This is a genomic window from Rhodococcus antarcticus (assembly GCF_026153295.1).
In the GTDB taxonomy this organism is placed as follows: domain Bacteria; phylum Actinomycetota; class Actinomycetes; order Mycobacteriales; family Mycobacteriaceae; genus Rhodococcus_D; species Rhodococcus_D antarcticus.
This window is the reverse complement of record NZ_CP110615.1, coordinates 1,436,484-1,453,580: the sequence shown is the minus strand read 5'-3', so window position 1 is coordinate 1,453,580 and position 17,097 is coordinate 1,436,484. Positions and strand designations below refer to the sequence as shown.

Annotated in this window: 17 protein-coding genes; 2 read left to right on the top strand and 15 right to left on the bottom strand. The window is 73.9% G+C overall.

The window, feature by feature from the left end:
- Window positions 1–93: 93 nt before the first annotated feature.
- The 7 genes from pyrF to pyrR are packed head-to-tail and all read right to left on the bottom strand — an operon-like array spanning window position 94 to window position 8,859.
- Window positions 94–951: an orotidine-5'-phosphate decarboxylase gene (gene pyrF, locus RHODO2019_RS06940; RefSeq protein WP_265384247.1), complete on the bottom strand. Its 858-nt coding sequence runs from the start codon at window positions 949–951 to the stop codon at window positions 94–96.
- A complete protein-coding gene (gene carB, locus RHODO2019_RS06935; RefSeq protein ID WP_265384246.1) occupies window positions 951–4,295 on the bottom strand; it encodes a carbamoyl-phosphate synthase large subunit in 3,345 nt (1,114 codons plus the stop codon). The genes pyrF and carB overlap by 1 nt, the downstream gene beginning before the upstream one ends.
- Window positions 4,295–5,422 (bottom strand): glutamine-hydrolyzing carbamoyl-phosphate synthase small subunit, encoded by a 1,128-nt coding sequence (gene carA / locus RHODO2019_RS06930; protein WP_265384245.1) that lies wholly within the window; start codon window positions 5,420–5,422, stop codon window positions 4,295–4,297. Before carA ends, carB begins: the two co-directional genes overlap by 1 nt.
- A complete protein-coding gene (locus RHODO2019_RS06925) occupies window positions 5,419–5,988 on the bottom strand; it encodes a PH-like domain-containing protein (protein ID WP_265384244.1) in 570 nt (189 codons plus the stop codon). Before RHODO2019_RS06925 ends, carA begins: the two co-directional genes overlap by 4 nt.
- Window positions 5,982–7,283, bottom strand: a complete 1,302-nt coding sequence (locus tag RHODO2019_RS06920) for a dihydroorotase (RefSeq protein WP_265384243.1) — start codon at window positions 7,281–7,283, stop codon at window positions 5,982–5,984. The genes RHODO2019_RS06925 and RHODO2019_RS06920 overlap by 7 nt, the downstream gene beginning before the upstream one ends.
- Entirely contained in the window at window positions 7,280–8,212 is a 933-nt protein-coding gene (locus RHODO2019_RS06915; protein ID WP_265384242.1) for an aspartate carbamoyltransferase catalytic subunit, read from the bottom strand. Before RHODO2019_RS06915 ends, RHODO2019_RS06920 begins: the two co-directional genes overlap by 4 nt.
- Window positions 8,209–8,859, bottom strand: a complete 651-nt coding sequence (gene pyrR, locus RHODO2019_RS06910) for a bifunctional pyr operon transcriptional regulator/uracil phosphoribosyltransferase PyrR (protein ID WP_265384241.1) — start codon at window positions 8,857–8,859, stop codon at window positions 8,209–8,211. The genes RHODO2019_RS06915 and pyrR overlap by 4 nt, the downstream gene beginning before the upstream one ends.
- 269 nt (window positions 8,860–9,128) lie before the next feature.
- Between pyrR and bldD the strand changes: the two genes are divergently transcribed.
- Window positions 9,129–9,617 carry a transcriptional regulator BldD gene (gene bldD, locus RHODO2019_RS06905; protein ID WP_265384240.1) on the top strand — a complete coding sequence of 163 codons (489 nt, stop codon included), beginning with the start codon at window positions 9,129–9,131 and terminating at the stop codon, window positions 9,615–9,617.
- Between the two features lie 39 nt (window positions 9,618–9,656).
- On the opposite strand, the gene nusB is transcribed toward bldD, so the two are convergent.
- Window positions 9,657–10,124 carry a transcription antitermination factor NusB gene (gene nusB / locus RHODO2019_RS06900; RefSeq protein ID WP_265384660.1) on the bottom strand — a complete coding sequence of 156 codons (468 nt, stop codon included), beginning with the start codon at window positions 10,122–10,124 and terminating at the stop codon, window positions 9,657–9,659.
- Between the two features lie 130 nt (window positions 10,125–10,254).
- On the bottom strand, window positions 10,255–10,818 hold the full coding sequence (gene efp, locus RHODO2019_RS06895) for an elongation factor P (RefSeq protein WP_265384239.1): 564 nt from the start codon (window positions 10,816–10,818) through the stop codon (window positions 10,255–10,257).
- Window positions 10,819–11,088: 270 nt separating this feature from the next.
- Between efp and RHODO2019_RS06890 the strand changes: the two genes are divergently transcribed.
- Entirely contained in the window at window positions 11,089–11,571 is a 483-nt protein-coding gene (locus tag RHODO2019_RS06890) for a B-4DMT family transporter (RefSeq protein ID WP_265384238.1), read from the top strand.
- Between the two features lie 4 nt (window positions 11,572–11,575).
- Here RHODO2019_RS06890 and aroQ read toward each other — a convergent pair whose 3' ends face one another.
- The 6 genes from aroQ to RHODO2019_RS06860 all read right to left on the bottom strand — a co-directional run bounded on the left by aroQ (window position 11,576) and on the right by RHODO2019_RS06860 (window position 17,086).
- Window positions 11,576–12,028, bottom strand: a complete 453-nt coding sequence (gene aroQ / locus RHODO2019_RS06885; protein ID WP_265384237.1) for a type II 3-dehydroquinate dehydratase — start codon at window positions 12,026–12,028, stop codon at window positions 11,576–11,578.
- Window positions 12,025–13,134, bottom strand: a complete 1,110-nt coding sequence (gene aroB, locus RHODO2019_RS06880; RefSeq protein ID WP_265384236.1) for a 3-dehydroquinate synthase — start codon at window positions 13,132–13,134, stop codon at window positions 12,025–12,027. Before aroB ends, aroQ begins: the two co-directional genes overlap by 4 nt.
- Window positions 13,135–13,220: 86 nt before the next feature.
- The gene (locus RHODO2019_RS06875; protein WP_265384235.1) at window positions 13,221–13,721 is read right to left on the bottom strand and encodes a shikimate kinase; all 501 of its coding nucleotides are present in this window, start codon (window positions 13,719–13,721) and stop codon (window positions 13,221–13,223) included.
- Window positions 13,718–14,938 carry a chorismate synthase gene (gene aroC / locus RHODO2019_RS06870; RefSeq protein ID WP_265384234.1) on the bottom strand — a complete coding sequence of 407 codons (1,221 nt, stop codon included), beginning with the start codon at window positions 14,936–14,938 and terminating at the stop codon, window positions 13,718–13,720. The genes RHODO2019_RS06875 and aroC overlap by 4 nt, the downstream gene beginning before the upstream one ends.
- A complete protein-coding gene (locus RHODO2019_RS06865) occupies window positions 14,935–15,708 on the bottom strand; it encodes a shikimate dehydrogenase (protein WP_265384233.1) in 774 nt (257 codons plus the stop codon). The genes aroC and RHODO2019_RS06865 overlap by 4 nt, the downstream gene beginning before the upstream one ends.
- A gap of 37 nt (window positions 15,709–15,745) precedes the next feature.
- Entirely contained in the window at window positions 15,746–17,086 is a 1,341-nt protein-coding gene (locus RHODO2019_RS06860) for an endolytic transglycosylase MltG (RefSeq protein ID WP_435532205.1), read from the bottom strand.
- Window positions 17,087–17,097 lie beyond the last annotated feature (11 nt).

The window sequence follows — 17,097 nt, the reverse complement described above, 5'->3', positions numbered from 1 at the left end:
CCGCCCCGTGGCCGCGAGGCGCCGACCCCTGGTGTATCGAGCGGCACGCACCGCCGGCCGGCCGTGGACGACGTCGCGCCCGCGGGCCGGGGCTCACCCGAGCGCGACGGCCACCTCGTCGCGCACGGCCAGCGCAGCAGCCCGGAGCGCGGCCACGTCCGGCCCGTGCCGCAGCACGTCCCGCGAGGTGGTCGGCAGCACCAGGTGGCCGACACCGGAGAACACCCGCGCCAGGTCCACCGCACTCGCTCCCTGCGCCCCGAGCCCGGGGGCCAGCACCGGGCCGTTGAGCGCGGCGAGGTCCAACCCGTGTGCGCCCACGGTGGCCCCCACGACGATCCCGGCGGATCCCAGCGGCACGGCCCCCGCGTTGCGGACACCGAGCTCGTCCACCACCGCCTGCGCGACGGCACGGCCGTCGGGTCCCACCGCTCGCTGCACCAGCGCACCCTCCGGGTTCGAGGTCAGCGCGAGCACGAAGACCCCTCGCCCGGTGCTCGTGGCCAGCTCCAGCGCAGGGTGCAGGGCACCGACCCCCAGGTACGGGGACAGCGTCACGGCGTCTGCCGCCAGGGGCGCCCCGTCGGCCAGCCACGCGCGGGCGTACGCGGCCATCGTGGAGCCGATGTCACCCCGCTTGGCGTCGGCCAGCACGAGCGCCCCGGCCTGCTGCGCGGCCGCGGTGGTCCGCTCCAGCACCGCGAGCCCCGCCGACCCGTGCGCCTCGAAGAACGCGACCTGCGGCTTGAGCACGGCCACCTCCCCCGCCAGCGCCTCGACGCACGTCATCGCGAAGCGTTCCAGCCCCGTGGCGTCGTCGGTGAGACCCCAGCTCTCGAGGAGCCCGGGGTGGGGGTCGATCCCGACGCAGAGCCGTCCACGGGCCGCCACGGCGTCGGTCAGCCGTTCCCCGAACGGCACCACCGCCCCCGGCACCACCGCCCCCGGCATCAGCGCGCCGGCCGGAGCACGCGGTGCAGCTCCTGGAGCGGGCGCACCCCGATGTCCCCGGCGATGGCCGCCTCGATGCCCTGGACGGCTGCGGCCGCACCCTGCACGGTGGTGATGCACGGGATGTCGGCGCTCACCGCGGCGGAGCGGATCTCGTAGCCGTCGACGCGCGGGCCGGAGTTGCCGTACGGGGTGTTGATGACCATCGCCACCTCGCCCCGCGCGATCATCTCCACGATGGTCGGGGTGCCGTCGGCGGCCGCCCCCTCGAAGTGCTTGCGCACCTCGGTGCACGGGATACCGTTGCGCCGCAGCGTCTCCGCGGTGCCGGCCGTGGCCAGCACGCGGAACCCGAGGTCGGCCAGCCGCTTGACCGGGAACACCAGGGACCGCTTGTCGCGGTTGGCGACCGAGACGAACACCGTGCCCGAGGTCGGCAGCGAGCCGTAGGCCGCCGTCTGGCTCTTGGCGAACGCCCGGCCGAAGTCGGCGTCGATGCCCATCACCTCGCCGGTGGACTTCATCTCCGGGCTCAGCAGCGAGTCGATCCCGCTGCCGTCCGCCTTGCGGAAGCGGTGGAAGGGCAGCACGGCCTCCTTGACCGCCACCGGGGCGTCGACGGCCACGGTGCCGCCGTCCCCGGTCGCCGGCAGCACGCCCTCGGCCCGCAGATCGGCGATGGTCGCGCCCAGCATGATCCGGGCGGCGGCCTTGGCGAGCGGGACGGCGGTGGCCTTGCTCACGAAGGGCACGGTGCGGCTGGCGCGCGGGTTCGCCTCCAGGACGTAGAGCACGTCGTCCTTGAGCGCGTACTGCACGTTCATCAACCCCCGCACCCCGATCCCGTGGGCCAGCGCCTCCGTCGAGCGCCGGACGGCCTCGATGTCGGTGCGGCCCAGCGTGATCGGTGGCAGCGCGCACGCGGAGTCGCCCGAGTGGATCCCGGCCTCCTCGATGTGCTCCATCACCCCGCCCAGGTACACCTCGGTGCCGTCGCAGAGTGCGTCCACGTCGATCTCGATCGCGTCGTCGAGGAAGCGGTCCACGAGCACCGGGTGGTCGGCGGTGATCTCCGTGGCCCGGTCGATGTAGCCGGCCAGGGACTCCTCGTCGTAGACGATCTCCATGCCACGCCCACCGAGGACGTAGGACGGGCGTACCAGCACCGGGTAGCCGATCCGGTCGGCGATCGCCCGGGCCTGCGGGAAGCTCGTCGCCGTGCCGTAGGCGGGGGCGGGCAGCCCGGCCGCGGTGAGCACCTCGCCGAACGCGCCGCGGTCCTCGGCGAGGTCGATCGCCTCGGGCGAGGTGCCGACGATCGGCACGCCGGCGTCGGCCAGCCCCTGGGCCAGCTTCAGCGGGGTCTGCCCACCCAGCTGCACGATCACCCCCACCAGACCCGGCCCCCCCACGCCGCTGACCTGCTCGGCGTGCACCACCTCGAGCACGTCCTCCAGCGTCAGCGGCTCGAAGTACAGCCGGTCGGCGGTGTCGTAGTCGGTGGAGACCGTCTCGGGGTTGCAGTTGACCATGATGGTCTCGTACCCCGCGGCGGTGAGCGTGGTCGCCGCGTGCACGCAGGAGTAGTCGAACTCGATGCCCTGGCCGATCCGGTTCGGCCCGGAACCGAGGATGATGACCTTGGCCCGGTCGGTCTGTGGGGCGACCTCGCTCTCCGCGTCCGGGTCGGACTCGTAGCAGCTGTAGTGGTAAGGCGTGCTGGCCTCGAACTCGGCCGCGCAGGTGTCCACGGTCTTGAACACCGGGCGCACCCCGAGCCGGTGGCGCAGCACCCGCACCCCGCCCTCGCCGGCCAGCTCGGGGCGCAGCGCGGCCACCTGCTGGTCCGAGAGCCCCGCCCGCTTGGCCCGGCGCAGCAGCAGCGCGTCCAGCACGGGGGCCTCCAGCAGCTCGGCGCGCAGGTCCACCAGCCCGGCGACCTCCTCCACGAACCACGGGTCGATGCCGGAGGCCGCCGCGACCTGCTCCACGGTGCCGCCCAGGCGCAGCGCGAGCTCGACGTCGTAGATGCGGCCCTCGGTGGGCGTGCGCAGGTCGGCAAGCACCGCCTCGAGGTCGGCGAAGCCCGCGTCCGGTGCTGTCCAGAAGCTGCTCTGGGTGGTCTCCAGCGAGCGCAGCACCTTGCCCAGGGCCTCGGCGAAGCTGCGCCCGATGCTCATGGCCTCACCGACAGACTTCATCGTCGTGGTCAGCGTCGGGTCGGCGCCGGGGAACTTCTCGAACGCGAACCGGGGCGCCTTCACCACGACGTAGTCCAGGCTCGGCTCGAAGCAGGCCGGGGTCTCCCCGGTGATGTCGTTGACGATCTCGTCGAGGGTGTAGCCGATGGCCAGCTTGGCCGCGATCTTCGCGATGGGGAACCCGGTGGCCTTGGAGGCCAGGGCGCTCGAGCGGGACACGCGGGGGTTCATCTCGATGACGACGAGCCGGCCGTCCTGCGGGTGCACGGCGAACTGGATGTTGCAGCCCCCGGTGTCCACGCCCACCTCGCGCAGCACGGCGATGCCGAGGTCGCGCATCCGCTGGTACTCACGGTCGGTCAGGGTCATGGCCGGGGCCACGGTCATCGAGTCGCCGGTGTGCACCCCCATGGGGTCGACGTTCTCGATGGAGCAGACGATGACGACGTTGTCCCGGGAGTCGCGCATCAGCTCGAGCTCGTACTCCTTCCACCCGTAGATGGACTCCTCGATGAGCACGTTCGCCGTCGGCGACGCCGTGAGCCCACCCCCGGCGATGCGGTCGAGGTCGGCGTGGGTGTGGGCCATCCCGGAGCCGAGCCCACCCATGGTGAAGCTGGGGCGCACCACCACGGGCAGCCCGATCTCGGCGACGTAGGCGCGGACCTCGTCCATCGTGTGGCAGACCTGCGAGCGCGCGGACTCCCCGCCGACGGTGGCCACGATGTCCTTGAACATCTGCCGGTCCTCGCCGCGCTCGATGCTGGCGGCGTTGGCCCCGATGAGCTCGATGCCGTGACGGTCCAGCGCGCCGGAGTGGAACAGGTCCATGGCGCAGTTCAGCGCCGTCTGCCCGCCCAGGGTGGCCAGGACGGCGTCGACGGGGTGGCCGGCCTCCCGCTCGCTGACGATCACCTTCTCCACGAACTCCGCGGTGATCGGCTCGATGTAGGTGGCGTCGGCGAACTCCGGGTCGGTCATGATCGTGGCCGGGTTGGAGTTGATGAGGCTGACCCGCAGGCCCTCCTCGCGCAGGACGCGGCAGGCCTGGGTGCCGGAGTAGTCGAACTCGCAGGCCTGGCCGATGACGATCGGGCCGGAGCCGATCACCAGGACGTGCTGCAGGTCGGTGCGGCGGGGCATCAGGCGTGTCCGTCCTTGCTGGTCTGCATGCTGGCGGTGAACCGGTCGAAGAGGTCCGCGGCGTCGTGCGGGCCGGCGGCGGCCTCGGGGTGGTACTGCACGGAGAAGGCGGAGCCGTCGAGCAGGGCGACGCCCTCGACGGTGCCGTCGTTGGGACAGGTGTGGCTGACCACCGCGCGGCCGTAGGGGGTGTCGAACTCCTCGCCCGCCTCGCCCTCCACCGCGAAGCCGTGGTTCTGGGCGGTGATGGCCACCCGTCCCGTCGCGTGCTCGACGACGGGGATGTTCATCCCACGGTGGCCGTAGCGCATCTTGTACGTGCCACGGCCCAGGGCGCGGGCCAGCAGCTGGTTGCCGAAGCAGATCCCGAAGGTGGGCACCCGCGCCTCGAGCACCGCCCGGGTCAGCGCGACCTGGGCGTCGGCGGTCGCGGGGTCGCCGGGGCCGTTGGAGAGGAAGAAGCCGTCCGGGGACACCGCCAGCACGTCCTCCACCGACGCCGAGGCCGGCAGGACGTGCACCCGCACGCCGCGGGCGGCCAACATCCTCGGGGTGTTGCTCTTGATGCCGAGGTCCAGTGCCGCGACGGTGAACCGCGCCTGCCCCCCGTCGGGCTCCACGACGTAGGACGACGCCGTGCTCACCTCACCGGCGAGGTCCGCGCCGAGCATGCTCGGCTGGTCCAGGACCCGCCGCACCAGCTCGTCGGCCGGCGCCAGCCCGTCCCCGGAGAAGATCCCCGCCCGCATGGACCCCCGCTCGCGCAGGTGCCGCACCACCGCGCGGGTGTCGATGCCGGCGATGCCGACGACCCCCTGGGCCACCAGCTCGTCGTCCAGCGTCCCGGTGGCCCGCCAGCTCGAGGAGCGGCGCGAGGGGTCGCGCACGGCGTACCCGGCGACCCAGATGCGGGCGCTCTCGTCATCCTCGTCGTTCCACCCCGTGTTGCCGATCTGCGGGGCCGTGGCCACGACGATCTGGCGGTGGTAGCTGGGGTCGGTCAGCGTCTCCTGGTACCCGGTCATCCCGGTGCAGAACACGGCCTCGCCCAGGGTGGTGCCGGTGGCGCCGAAGGCCTCGCCGCGGAAGATCCGGCCGTCCTCGAGCACCAGTGCTGCCTCGCTCACGCCTGCTGCTCCTTCTCGTCCTTCGGGTTCACGGTGTCGTCCACGGTCACGGTGTCGTCCACGGTCGGGGTGCCGGTGGTCAGTCGCGACCCCACGGCCGTGAGCCACCCCGGGTAGTCGTCTATGCCGTCGCCCCGGAAGCCGGTGTCGACCACGGCCCCGCCCACGGCCCAGCGCAGGACCAGCAGCCCGCCCTTGAGGGTGACCTTGCCGGCGAGCTTCTGGTCGGTGCGGATGCCCTGCACCGCCGTCAGCGGCAACCAGATGTCGCTGGCACCGTCCCGGGCGACCAGCACACCGCCCTCGTGCAGGGTCAGGGCCCCCGCGGCGCGTGAGCCCACGTCGCCGACGGTGACCCGGTCCTGCCAGTCGCCGGCGATGGTGCTGCCGACGTAGAGGCCGGTGGTGGGGCCGTGCAGCACCGGACCGGGATCGGCCGGAGCGTCGGGGAAGGCGCCGGTGACGGCCTCCTGGCGCTCGGCGCGGTGCCGCCAGCCGCGAAAGCCACCCCACACCAGCAGGGCGAACACCACCAGCGCGGCCAGGCTCAGCAGCAGTCTCAACACGGTCGTACCTCTCCGTCTCGGGCGGTGACGCGGCCCCGCAGCAGGGTGGCCACCACCCGGCCCGGCAGCGTCATCCCCTCGTAGGGGGTGTTGGCGGCGATGCTCGCGAGCTCGGCCCCGCGCACGGTCCAGGTGGCGTCGGGGTCGACGAGCACGAGGTTCGCGGGCTCGCCGACCTCCAGCGGGCGACCGTGGTCGGGCAGCGAGGCGATCTGGGCGGGGCGCTCGCTCATCACCCGTGCGACGCCGCGCCAGTCGAGCAGACCCGTGCGCACCATCGCCTCCACCACCACCGAGAGCGCGGTCTGCAGCCCCAGCATGCCGGGGCGGGCCACCGCGAACTCGGTGTCCTTCTCCTGCGGGGCGTGCGGGGCGTGGTCGGTGGCGACGCAGTCGATGACGCCCTCGGCGAGGGCCCGGCGCAGCGCCGCCACGTCCGCTGCCTCGCGCAGCGGGGGGTTCACCTTGTTCACCGGGTCGTAGGTGTGCAGCCGGGAGTCGTCCAGGAGCAGGTGGTGCGGGGTGACCTCGGCGCTGACCCGCAGGCCCGGCATGGTGGTGCGGGCCCAGCGCAGGACCTCCGCGGTGCCGGCGGTGGACACGTGGCACACGTGCAGCCGCGCGCCGGAGTCCCGGGCCAGCAGCACGTCACGGGCCACCACCGCCTCCTCGGCCGCACGGGGCCAGCCGGTGAGCCCGAGGCGCGCGGCGGTGGGCCCCTCGTGCGCCTCCGCCCCCACGGTCAGCCGTGGCTCCTCCGCGTGCTGCGCGACGACGACGTCCAGCGCGGTGGCGTACTCCAGCGCCCGGCGCATGAGCAGCGGGTCGGACACGCAGTGCCCGTCGTCGGAGAACACACGGACCCCGGCCGCGGAGGCCGCCATGGCGCCCATCTCGGCGAGCTGCTCCCCGCGCAGGCCCACGGTGACCGCGCCCACCGGGTGCACGTCGACCAGCCCGGCCTCGAGCCCCCGCCGGTGCACGTGCTCCACGACCACGGCGGAGTCGGCCACCGGGTCGGTGTTCGCCATCGCGAACACCGCCGTGTAACCGCCCAGCGCCGCCGCCGCGGACCCGGTGGCGATGGTCTCGGTGTCCTCGCGCCCCGGCTCGCGGAGGTGGGTGTGCAGGTCGACGAACCCGGGCAGCAGCACCAGGCCCGTGGCGTCGAGCACCTCCTCCCCGTCCCGCACGGCGAGTCCCGTGCCCAGCTCGACGATCTCCCCGTCGCGCACGCGCACGTCGGTCGGGTCGCCCTCCCCGTACAGCAGGGCACCGGTGATGAGCACGGTCACGACACTCCCTCCGCTCCGGCGAGGAGCTGGTACAGCACGGCCATCCGGACGTGGACCCCGTTTCGCACCTGGGCGAGCACCGCGGACTGGGCCGAGTCGGCCACCGCCGAGGCGATCTCCATCCCGCGCACCATGGGCCCGGGGTGCAGCACGGGGACGTCCTCCCCCAGCAGGGCCTGGCGCCGCGCGCTGAGGCCGTAGGAGATCGAGTACTCGCGGGCCGAGGGGAAGAAGCCGCCGCGCATCCGCTCGGCCTGCACCCGCAGCATCATCACCGCGTCCGCGCCGGGCAGCTCGCCGTCGAGGTGGTGGGCCACGCTCACCGGCCACTGCTCCACCCCGATCGGCAGCAGCGTCGGCGGGGCCACCAGGACCACCTCCGCGCCGAGGGTGGCCAGCAGGTGGGCGTTGGAGCGGGCGACCCGGCTGTGCAGCACGTCGCCGACCACCACCACCCGGCGCCCCGCGAGGGAGCCGAGCCGCTGGCGCAGGGTGAGCGCGTCGAGCAGGGCCTGGGTGGGGTGCTCGTGGGTGCCGTCCCCGGCGTTGACCACGCTGGGCCCCGACGCCCCGCCCCACGCGGCGATGCGGTGGGCAGCCCCGGAGGCGGGGTGCCGCACCACGAGGCAGTCCGCCCCGGCGGCGTGCAGGGTGCGCACGGTGTCGCGCAGCGACTCCCCCTTCGACGCCGAGGAACCCTTGGCGCCGACGTTGATGACGTCGGCGCTCATCCACTTCCCCGCCACCTCGAAGCTGACCCGGGTGCGGGTGGAGTCCTCGAAGAACACGGTCATCACCGTCCGCCCGCGCAGGGTCGGCAGCTTGCGCACCTCGCGGCCGAGCAGGGCCTGCTCCAGGCGCTCGGCGTCGTCGAGGATGGCGGTCGCCGCGTCGGCGGTGAGGTCGTCCACGCTGAGCAGGTGCTTCACGAACCGCTCCCCGGCCGGCCGGTGCCGGGCAGCAGCACCGCCGGCCTCAGCACGACGGCGTCCCGGCCGTCGTGCTCGGTGAGCAGCACGGCCACGTCCTCGGTCCGCGCGGTCGGCACGTTCTTGCCCACGTAGTCCGCCCGGATCGGCAGCTCGCGGTGGCCGCGGTCGACCAGGACGGCGAGCTGGACCGCGCGCGGGCGGCCGAGGTCGCGCAGCGCGTCCAGGGCGGCCCTGACGGTGCGGCCGGAGAACAGCACGTCGTCGACGAGGACCACGAGGGCATCGTCCACGCCGCCGTCGGGCACCGAGGTGCTCTCCAGGGCGCGCGGCGGGCGGCGCCGGAGATCGTCGCGGTAGAGCGTCGTGTCCAGCGAGCCGAGGCCGGGACGCACGCCGGAGAACTCGGCCACCGCGTCGGCGAGGCGCGCGGCGAGGGTGGTGCCCCGGGTCGGGATGCCCATCAGCAGCACGCGGGGTGAGTCGGCACCCGCGACGGGACGGGCGTCGAGCGCCGTCTTCTCGATGAGCTCGTGGGCGATGCGGGCCACGGTCCGGGTGACGTCCGCGGCACCGAGCAGCTCGCGCTCGGTCGCCGTGCCGTCAGCACCGCCAGGTGGTCCGACCGCCTCGGGTGCCGGGAGCATCCGAGACCTCCTTCCCCGCCTCACGGGACGGGTCGTTAAAGGATGTCGACAGGGTGGTGAACGCCCTCACGGTAGCAGCCGCGCCGTGCGTCTCCGCCCGCTCCCGCGGACCGCACCGTGCTCCGACCGGGTGATCTTCCGCTCCGCACCACGCGCTGCGGACCGAGCCGGCTTGACTGCGCAGCGTGACGGTCCGACGATTACACTCCGTGTCCACCGTTCCTGTCGGGGCTGGACCAGCGCACGTGCACGAGGGAGACGACGACCGGATGAGTGACTACGCGAAGGCACTGGGGGCCAAGCTGCGCGGCATCCGCCAGCAGCAGGGCTTGTCCCTGCACGGCGTGGAGCAGAAGTCCGCCGGCCGGTGGAAGGCCGTGGTGGTCGGCTCGTACGAGCGCGGCGACCGAGCGGTGACGGTCCAGAAGCTGGCCGAGCTGGCGGACTTCTACGGCATCCCGGTCAACGAGCTGCTCCCCGAGGGACGGGTCAGCTCCGGTGCCGAGGCAGCCACCAAGATCGTGATCAACCTGGAGCGCCTGCAGGAGCTGCCCGCTGACCAGGTGGGCCCCCTGGCCCGGTACGCGGCGACCATCCAGACCCAGCGCGGGGACTACAACGGCAAGGTGCTGAGCATCCGCGCCGAGGACCTGCGCTCGCTCGCGATCATCTACGACCTCACACCGGGTGAGCTCACCGACCGGCTCATCGGCTGGGGCGTGCTCCCGCCCGAGGCCGGGCCGGCCATGCAGGAGTAGGCATCCCGCGCGGTTCCGACGACCAGGGTCCCCCGGTGCTCAGTCCTCGCGGGCCCGGTCCTCGGCCGCTCGGGACGCGGCGTGCTCAGCGTCCCGGCTGCTGACCGCGGCCGCCGCGGCCCGCACCTGCTCCGCCACGAGGACGACCTGGCCGAGAACCCCGTTGACGTAGGCGGGCGACTCGTCGTTGGAGAGCTGCTTGGTGAGCTCCACCGCCTCGTCGACCGCGACCACGGGCGGGACGTCGGAGGCGTGCAACAGCTCCCACACGGCGATCCGGAGCACGGCTCGGTCCACCGCGGGCAGCCGGTCCAGGCGCCACTCGCGCAGGTGCGAGCTGATCACGTCGTCGAGGCGGTCCAGGTTCTCCGCGACCCCCTGCACCACGAGCAGGGTGTACGGGTTGACGGGTGCGGCCGTGGGGTCGCCGACCGCAGCGGCGGCGCGCTCCTGCGCCAGCCCCACCGGGTCCACGTCCCGGGCCTCGGCCTCGAACAGGAAGTCCACGGCGCGCTTGCGGGCCTTGCGGCGGGAGCCACCCGGGCGCCGGGCGTCGCCGAGGTCCTCGACGACGGGACCGACGAGCTCGACGTCGTCCGGGAGGTTCCCGGGCGGGAAGCTGGGGAAGGCAGCCACGTCAGGAGTTCACACGACCCAGGTAGCGGCTGTCACGGGTGTCCACCCGGAGCTTGTCACCGGTGTTGATGAACAGCGGGACGGCGATCTCGGCGCCGGTCTCCATGGTGGCGGGCTTGGTGCCCCCGGTGGAGCGGTCGCCCTGCAGGCCCGGGTCGGTGTGCTGCACCAGCAGGTCGACGGCCACCGGGAGCTCGACGTACAGCGGCACACCCTCGTTGAACGCGACCTGCACGTCGCTGTTCTCCAGCATGAAGCTCGCGCCGCCACCCACGGTGGCAGCCCCGATGTAGTGCTGCTCGAAGTCCTCGGCGTCCATGAAGACGAAGTCGTCGCCGTCGCGGTAGAGGTAGGTCATGTTGCGACGGTCGACCGTGGCGGTCTCGACCTTCACACCGGCGTTGAACGTCTTGTCGACCACCTTGCCGGAGAGCACGTTCTTCAGCGTCGAGCGCACGAACGCGGGGCCCTTGCCCGGCTTGACGTGCTGGAAGTCGGTGATGGTCCAGAGCTGTCCATCGATCTTGAGGACGAGCCCGTTCTTGAAGTCGCTGGTGGATGCCACGTCGGCTCCGCCTCTCTGTGTCGCCGGTGAGCGCTGGGTCAGGTGGGGGCGTCGGCGGCCGTCCGCTGCACGGCGCACCCCGCGGGAGCGCCCCGGACGCCCACCGGCCCCGACGGCTGCTGCCGCGCCGGAGCGGAAGCATACCGGTGCGGCAGGTTCACCCGGTGCCCCCGCCCGGAGCAGCCCTGCTCGGCGGTAACCTCGGGCCCGTGATGGATGAGGCTGGCGCCGTGACGGTCGGGCTCGCGCCGTGACGACCGGGCTCGCGCCATGAACCCCTGGCTCGTGCGGGCGACGTCCCTGGTCCTGCTGCACGTGCTGGTCCGCACGGGTCTCGAGCTGGTGCTGCGCACCGCCCCGGGCTCGGGCGGGGCGCTGCGCTACGGGTCCGTCGTGCTGCTCGTCCTCGTCGCCCTGCTGTGGGCCGGGCTCGACGCCGTCCGCGAGGACCTCGAGGACGTCCAGCGCGACGACCTCTTCACCCGTTGGCTGAAGGCTGCCCTGCTCACGGGGCCGGCGGCCGGGCTGGTGGGCTGGGCGGTGGAGGGCCTGCTCGTCGACGCCTCCGGCACCGAGCAGCTGCTGGTGGAGCTCACCGGCGGGGCCGCGTTCACGGCGCTGCTCGTGCTGGTGCCCGCGGCGCTGGGGCTGTTCGTCGGGCGTCGTGTCCGCCCGGCCGACCCGGAGCCCGAGCCGGTCCGGGGAACCGCCCGCGAGGCTCGTCGAGCTCGGCTCGAGGCCCGCGAGCGCTGAGCCGTCAGCCGGCCGGACGGTGCTCCTGCCCTCCGTGACGCTGCAGGAACTGCAGCGCGAGCACGTACCCGGTCACCCCGAGCCCCACGATGCTGCCGGTGGCGATCGCGGAGAGGTGGGAGTGCGCGCGGAACGGCTCACGGGCGTGCACGTTGGAGATGTGCACCTCCACCCACGGTGCGGTGAGCTCGGCACACGCGTCGCGCAGCACCACCGACGTGTGGGTCAGCCCGCCGGCGTTGAGCACCACCGGCGTCCCCGCGTCGGCCGCGTCGTGCACCCAGCCGAGAAGCTCGCCCTCGTGGTCGGTCTGGCGCACGCGGACCTCCAGGCCCAGCCCGGTACCGGCCTGCTCGCACAGCACGACCAGGTCGGCGTGGGTGGTGCGGCCGTAGACCTCGGGCTGGCGCGTGCCGAGCCGTCCCAGGTTCGGTCCGTTGAGCACCTCGACCCTCACAGCAGGATCCCCGTGCCGGCTCCGCCGGGCTCGCGCGCCACGGCGGAGTAGGCCGCGGCGAGCAGGGCCGGGTCCGGACCCTCCAGCCGGCCGGGCCTGCCGAGCCCGTCCAGCACCACGAAGCGGAGGATCCCGGCGCGGTTCTTCTTGTCGTTGCGCATGCCCTCCAGGAGCTGGCCCAGCGCGTCCGCGTCGTAGGTGGTGGGCAGGCCGACGGAGGCGAGCACCGCGGCGTGCCGGTCCGCGGTGGCGTCGTCGAGCCGGCCGGCCAGCCGCGCGAGCTCGGCCGCGAACACCAGTCCCACGCTCACGGCGGCACCGTGGCGCCAGCGGTAGCGCTCGCGCCGCTCGATGGCGTGGCCGAGGGTGTGGCCGTAGTTGAGCTCCTCGCGCCGGCCCTGCTCACGGAGGTCGCTGCCGACCACCTCGGCCTTGTAGGCGATGGCGCGCTCGACGAGCTCGGGCAGCACGTCGCCGGTGGGGTCCAGCGCCGCGGCCGGGTCCGCCTCGATGAGCTCGAGGATGCGCGGGTCGTGCAGGAAGCCGGCCTTGATGATCTCCGCCGTGCCCGCGACGATCTCCAACGGGGGCAGCGACTCCAGGGTGACCAGGTCCACGAGCACGGCGGACGGGGTGTGGAAGCTGCCGACGAGGTTCTTGCCCGCGTCGGTGTTGATGCCGGTCTTGCCGCCCACGGCCGCGTCGACCATGGCCAGGAGCGTGGTGGGCACGTGGACGACGCGGACCCCGCGCATCCACGTGGCGGCCACGAATCCGGCGAGGTCGGTCGCCGCTCCCCCGCCCAGGGAGATGACGGCGTCGCGGCGGGTGAGCCCGATGCGCCCCAGCACCTCCCAGCAGAAGCCCGCGACCGCGAGGTCCTTGCCGTCCTCGGCGTCAGGGATCTCGATGCGGTGCGCGTCCACCCCGACCTCGGCCAGGGCCTCGCGCACGGCCTCTGCGGTCGCGATGAGGGAGGGCTGGTGGATGATCGCCGCGGTGGTGGTGCCGCGGAGCTCGGCGGTGAGCTCGCTGAGCAGCCCGCGCCCGATCACCACGTCGTAGGGCGTCTCCGCCGCCACCCGCACCCGCACCGGTTCGCTCATGGGCGCCATCCTCCCAGACGGCCCCGGCGGGTCCCGCAGGACGTCGCGCCCGCGGGATGCGCGCCGGGGACCGGGGTGGGCGCGGGTCAGAGGGCGGCGAGGACGGCGTCGACCACCGCGGCGGGACTGCGGCCGTCGGTGACCACCTCGATCGTCGCCACCTCGCGGTAGAGCCCGAGCCGCGCGTCGAGCATCGCCTTGAAGGTGGCCCGTGGGTTGATCCCCGCGAGCAGCGGGCGCCCGACCCCCATGCCCGTGCGCCGCACCCCCTCCGCCATCCCGACGGCCAGGAACACCACGGTGTGCCCGGCGAGCGCGGCCCGGGTCCGCTCGGAGAGCACCGCCCCACCGCCGAGGGACACCACCGCCTCGTCCTCGTCGAGCGCGTCGAGCACGGCCCGCTCCTCGAGCGCACGGAAGGTCGCCTCGCCGTCGGTGGTGAAGATCTCCGGCACGGTGCGGCCTGACTGCAGCTCCACCAGCTGGTCGGTGTCCACCAGGCGCAGCTCCAGGCGGGCGGCGAGCTTGCGGCCGATCGTGGTCTTGCCCGCGCCCGGCGGGCCGACCAGCACCACCCTCGGGCTCACGCCGGCTCGTGCCGGGTGTGCAGGGTCCTCAGGTAGCCGTTCAGGTTGGCGGCGGTCTCGCCCACGGAGTCGCCGCCGAACTTCTCGAGGGCGGCCTGGGCCAGCACGAGCGCCACCATGGCCTCGGCCACGACACCGGCGGCGGGGACGGCGCAGACGTCGGAGCGCTGGTTGATGGCGACGGCCTCCTCGCCGGTGGCCATGTCCACGGTCGCGAGCGCGCGCGGCACGGTGGAGATGGGCTTCATGGCCGCGCGCACGCGCAGCGGCTCGCCGTTGGTCATGCCGCCCTCGATGCCCCCGGCCCGGTTGGTGGAGCGCAGCACCCCGTCAGGACCGGGCCGCATCTCGTCGTGGGCCTGGCTGCCGCGCCGGCGGGCGGTGGCGAACCCGTCCCCGATCTCCACGCCCTTGATGGCCTGGATGCCCATGAGCGCCTCGGCCAGGCGGGCGTCGAGCTTTCGGTCCCCGGCGACGAAGGACCCGAGCCCGATGGGCAGGCCGTGGACGACGACCTCGACGACGCCGCCCAGGGTGTCGCCCTCGCGCTTGGCCAGGTCCACCTCGGCGACCATGGCCTCGGTCGCGGACGGGTCGAACGCCCGCACGGGGCTCGCGTCGATGTCGGCCAGGTCGTCGGGTCCGGGGACCACGCCGTCCGGGGCGTCCACCGAACCCAGCGCGGTGACGTGGCTGAGCACGGTGACCCCCAGCGCCTGGCGCAGGAAGGCCTTGGCGAGGGTCCCGAGCGCGACGCGGGCCGCGGTCTCCCGGGCGCTCGCCCGCTCCAGGACCGGACGGGCGTCGTCGAAGCCGTACTTGAGCATCCCGGCGTAGTCGGCGTGACCGGGTCGCGGGCGCGTCAGCGGTGCGTTGCGGGCCTGCGCAGCCAGGGTCTCGGCGTCCACCGGGTCCGCGGACATCACGGTCTCCCACTTGGGCCACTCCGTGTTGGCGATGCGCACGGCGAGCGGTCCGCCCATGGTGACCCCGTGCCGCAGCCCACCGAGCACCTCCACGGCGTCGGCCTCGAACTTCATCCGGGCCCCGCGGCCGTGGCCGAGGCGGCGGCGGGCGAGCTCCGCAGCGATGTCGGACGACGTGACCTCGACCCCGGCGACCATCCCCTCGAGGACGGCGACGAGAGCGGGCCCGTGGGACTCCCCGGCAGTGATCCAGCGCAGCACCCGAGCAGTCTCCCACGGCCGTGGGGTCATCCACCCAGCGCGGCGGCCATCTCCTCCCGGGGTGCGGGCCGCCCGGTGAACAGCTCCACCTGCCCGTAGGCCTGGTGCAGGAGCACCGACAAGCCCCCGACGACGGTGCCCCCCGCGGCCCGCACCGCCTGCGCCACGGGTGTCGGCCAGGGGTCGTAGAGGACGTCGAGCACGCGAGCGCACCGGGCCACCGCGGCGGCGACGGCCTGCGAACCGGCCGCGGGCACCGTGCTCACGGTGACCGCCGCTCCGTCGCACACCCCGGCGAGCCCGTCCAGGCCGACCACCCGCACGGCCAGCCCCACCGCCTGCGCGCAGACCACCGCCCCGGCCGCCCGCCCCGGCGAGCGCACGGCCAGGTCCACCTCGGCCACCCCGAGCGCGGCCAGGGCCACCAGCACCGCTCGAGCCGTGCCCCCGGCCCCCACCACCACCGCGCGAGCACCGGAGAGCCCAACCACCCCCAGCTCGTCCAGGGCTCCGGTCACGCCGTCGACGTCGGTGCAGTCGGCGTGCCAGCCGGACGTGGTGCGCACCAGCGTGTTGGCCGCCCCGACGGCCCGGGCCCGCGCGGTGGCGGTGGTCGCGAGCTCCAGGGCCACGAGCTTGTCCGGCATGGTCACCGACAGGCCCACCCACTCCGGACCGAGCCCGTCCACGAGCCGCGCGAAACCCTCCTCGTCGCACTCGAGGCGGTCGTAGCGCCAGCCGCCCAGCCCGAGGGCCGCGTAGGCCGCCAGGTGCAGCTGCGGGGAGCGGGAGTGGCCCACCGGGGCGCCGACCACCCCGGCGCGACGCGCCCGGGGATCAGCCGAAGACACCGTTGGCCTGGGCTCGGGCGATGGCCGCCTGGTGCTCGGGGAACGTGTCGGAGAAGACGGTGGTGCCTCTGGTGTCGATGGTGACGAAGTACAGCCACGTCCCGTCCGCGGGCTGCTCGGCCGCGGTCAGGGCGTCGTCGCTGGGCGCCGAGATCGGGGTGGCGGGCAGCCCCGGGCTCGCGTACGTGTTCCACGGCGTGACCGTCCCGCGGTCGGCGGCCGTCGTCGCGATGGCCTGCACGTCGAGCGGGTAGTTGACGGTCGAGTCGAACTCGAGCTTCTGGTTGACGGCGAGGCGGTTGTAGACCACCCGTGACACCTTCGCGAAGTCGGCCGGCAGCGCCTCGCGCTGCACCAGCGAGGCGGTGACCAGCACCTGGTAGGGGGTCAGCCCGCCCACGGTCGACCTCGGCAGGCCCAGGCTCTCGAAGGAGGCCGCCGAGGCGGTGACGACCTTGGTGAGCTGCTGCTGCGCCGGGGCACCGGGCTCCAGGTCGTAGCTGCCCGGACGGATGAGGCCCTCGAGCCGCTTGCCCGGCACTGTGGCCGCGGCCACCTCCGCGGTGGCCCAGGTGGGCACCCCCAGCGCTGCGAGGTTCCCGGTGGAGGCCACCGAGCGCAGGTCGTCGAGGGAGGTGCAGGTCCGGGTCCCGTCGAGGTCGACGCACGACGCCTTCTGCATCCGGGTCAGGATCCCGTCGGTGACGGTGCCGCTCGCCCCGGTGACGTCGTCGAGCTGCACACCCTCCGGGATGACGAGGTTGCCCACGCGGGAGTCGCTGGCGAGAAGCCGGGACACCGCGTCGGAGCCCGGGATCTGGGTCCGCAGCTTGTAGTAGCCCGGCTGGATGGCGGAGATCCCGGCGTTGCCGCTGGCAGCACGGGTGAAGGCCGGCACGCTGGAGACCACGCCGTCGTCGACGAGGGTCTTCGCTATCGCGCTGGTCGAGTCCCCCGCGGCAACCCGCACGACCACGTCGGCCAGCCCGCCACCGGAGTAGTCCGAGGCGGTGGATCCGCCGATGCCCAGCCCGCCGAGCAGGGCACGGCCGCCGAGGAAGACCCCGCCGCCGAGCACCAGCAGCACGACGACGGCCACGAGGGTGCCGGTGCGGCGCTTGCGCCTGGCCCTGGTGCGGCGCTCCTGGGCCCTGCGTGCCTCCGCTCGCCGCGGACGCCGCGCGGTGGCCTCGAACCGCGCGGGTGCGGCGCGGTCGGGGTCGTCGAAGTACCGGGAACCACCCGCGCCCGGGTGGTGGTCGTCGCGGTGGTGGTCGTCGCGGTGGTGGTCGTCGCGGTGGTGGTCGTCGCGGTGGCCACCGAGCAGGCCGAGGTCGT

Excerpts from the sequence above, each read along its gene's own strand:
- bldD (WP_265384240.1), top strand. The coding sequence starts at position 9,129 with ATGAGTGACTACGCGAAGGCACTGGGGGCCAAGCTGCGCGGCATCCGC.
- aroC (WP_265384234.1), bottom strand. The coding sequence starts at position 14,938 with ATGACCCCACGGCCGTGGGAGACTGCTCGGGTGCTGCGCTGGATCACT.
- pyrR (WP_265384241.1), bottom strand. The coding sequence starts at position 8,859 with ATGCTCCCGGCACCCGAGGCGGTCGGACCACCTGGCGGTGCTGACGGC.
- aroB (WP_265384236.1), bottom strand. The coding sequence starts at position 13,134 with ATGAGCGAACCGGTGCGGGTGCGGGTGGCGGCGGAGACGCCCTACGAC.
- carB (WP_265384246.1), bottom strand. The coding sequence starts at position 4,295 with ATGCCCCGCCGCACCGACCTGCAGCACGTCCTGGTGATCGGCTCCGGC.
- RHODO2019_RS06890 (WP_265384238.1), top strand. The coding sequence starts at position 11,089 with ATGAACCCCTGGCTCGTGCGGGCGACGTCCCTGGTCCTGCTGCACGTG.
- pyrF (WP_265384247.1), bottom strand. The coding sequence starts at position 951 with ATGCCGGGGGCGGTGGTGCCGGGGGCGGTGGTGCCGTTCGGGGAACGG.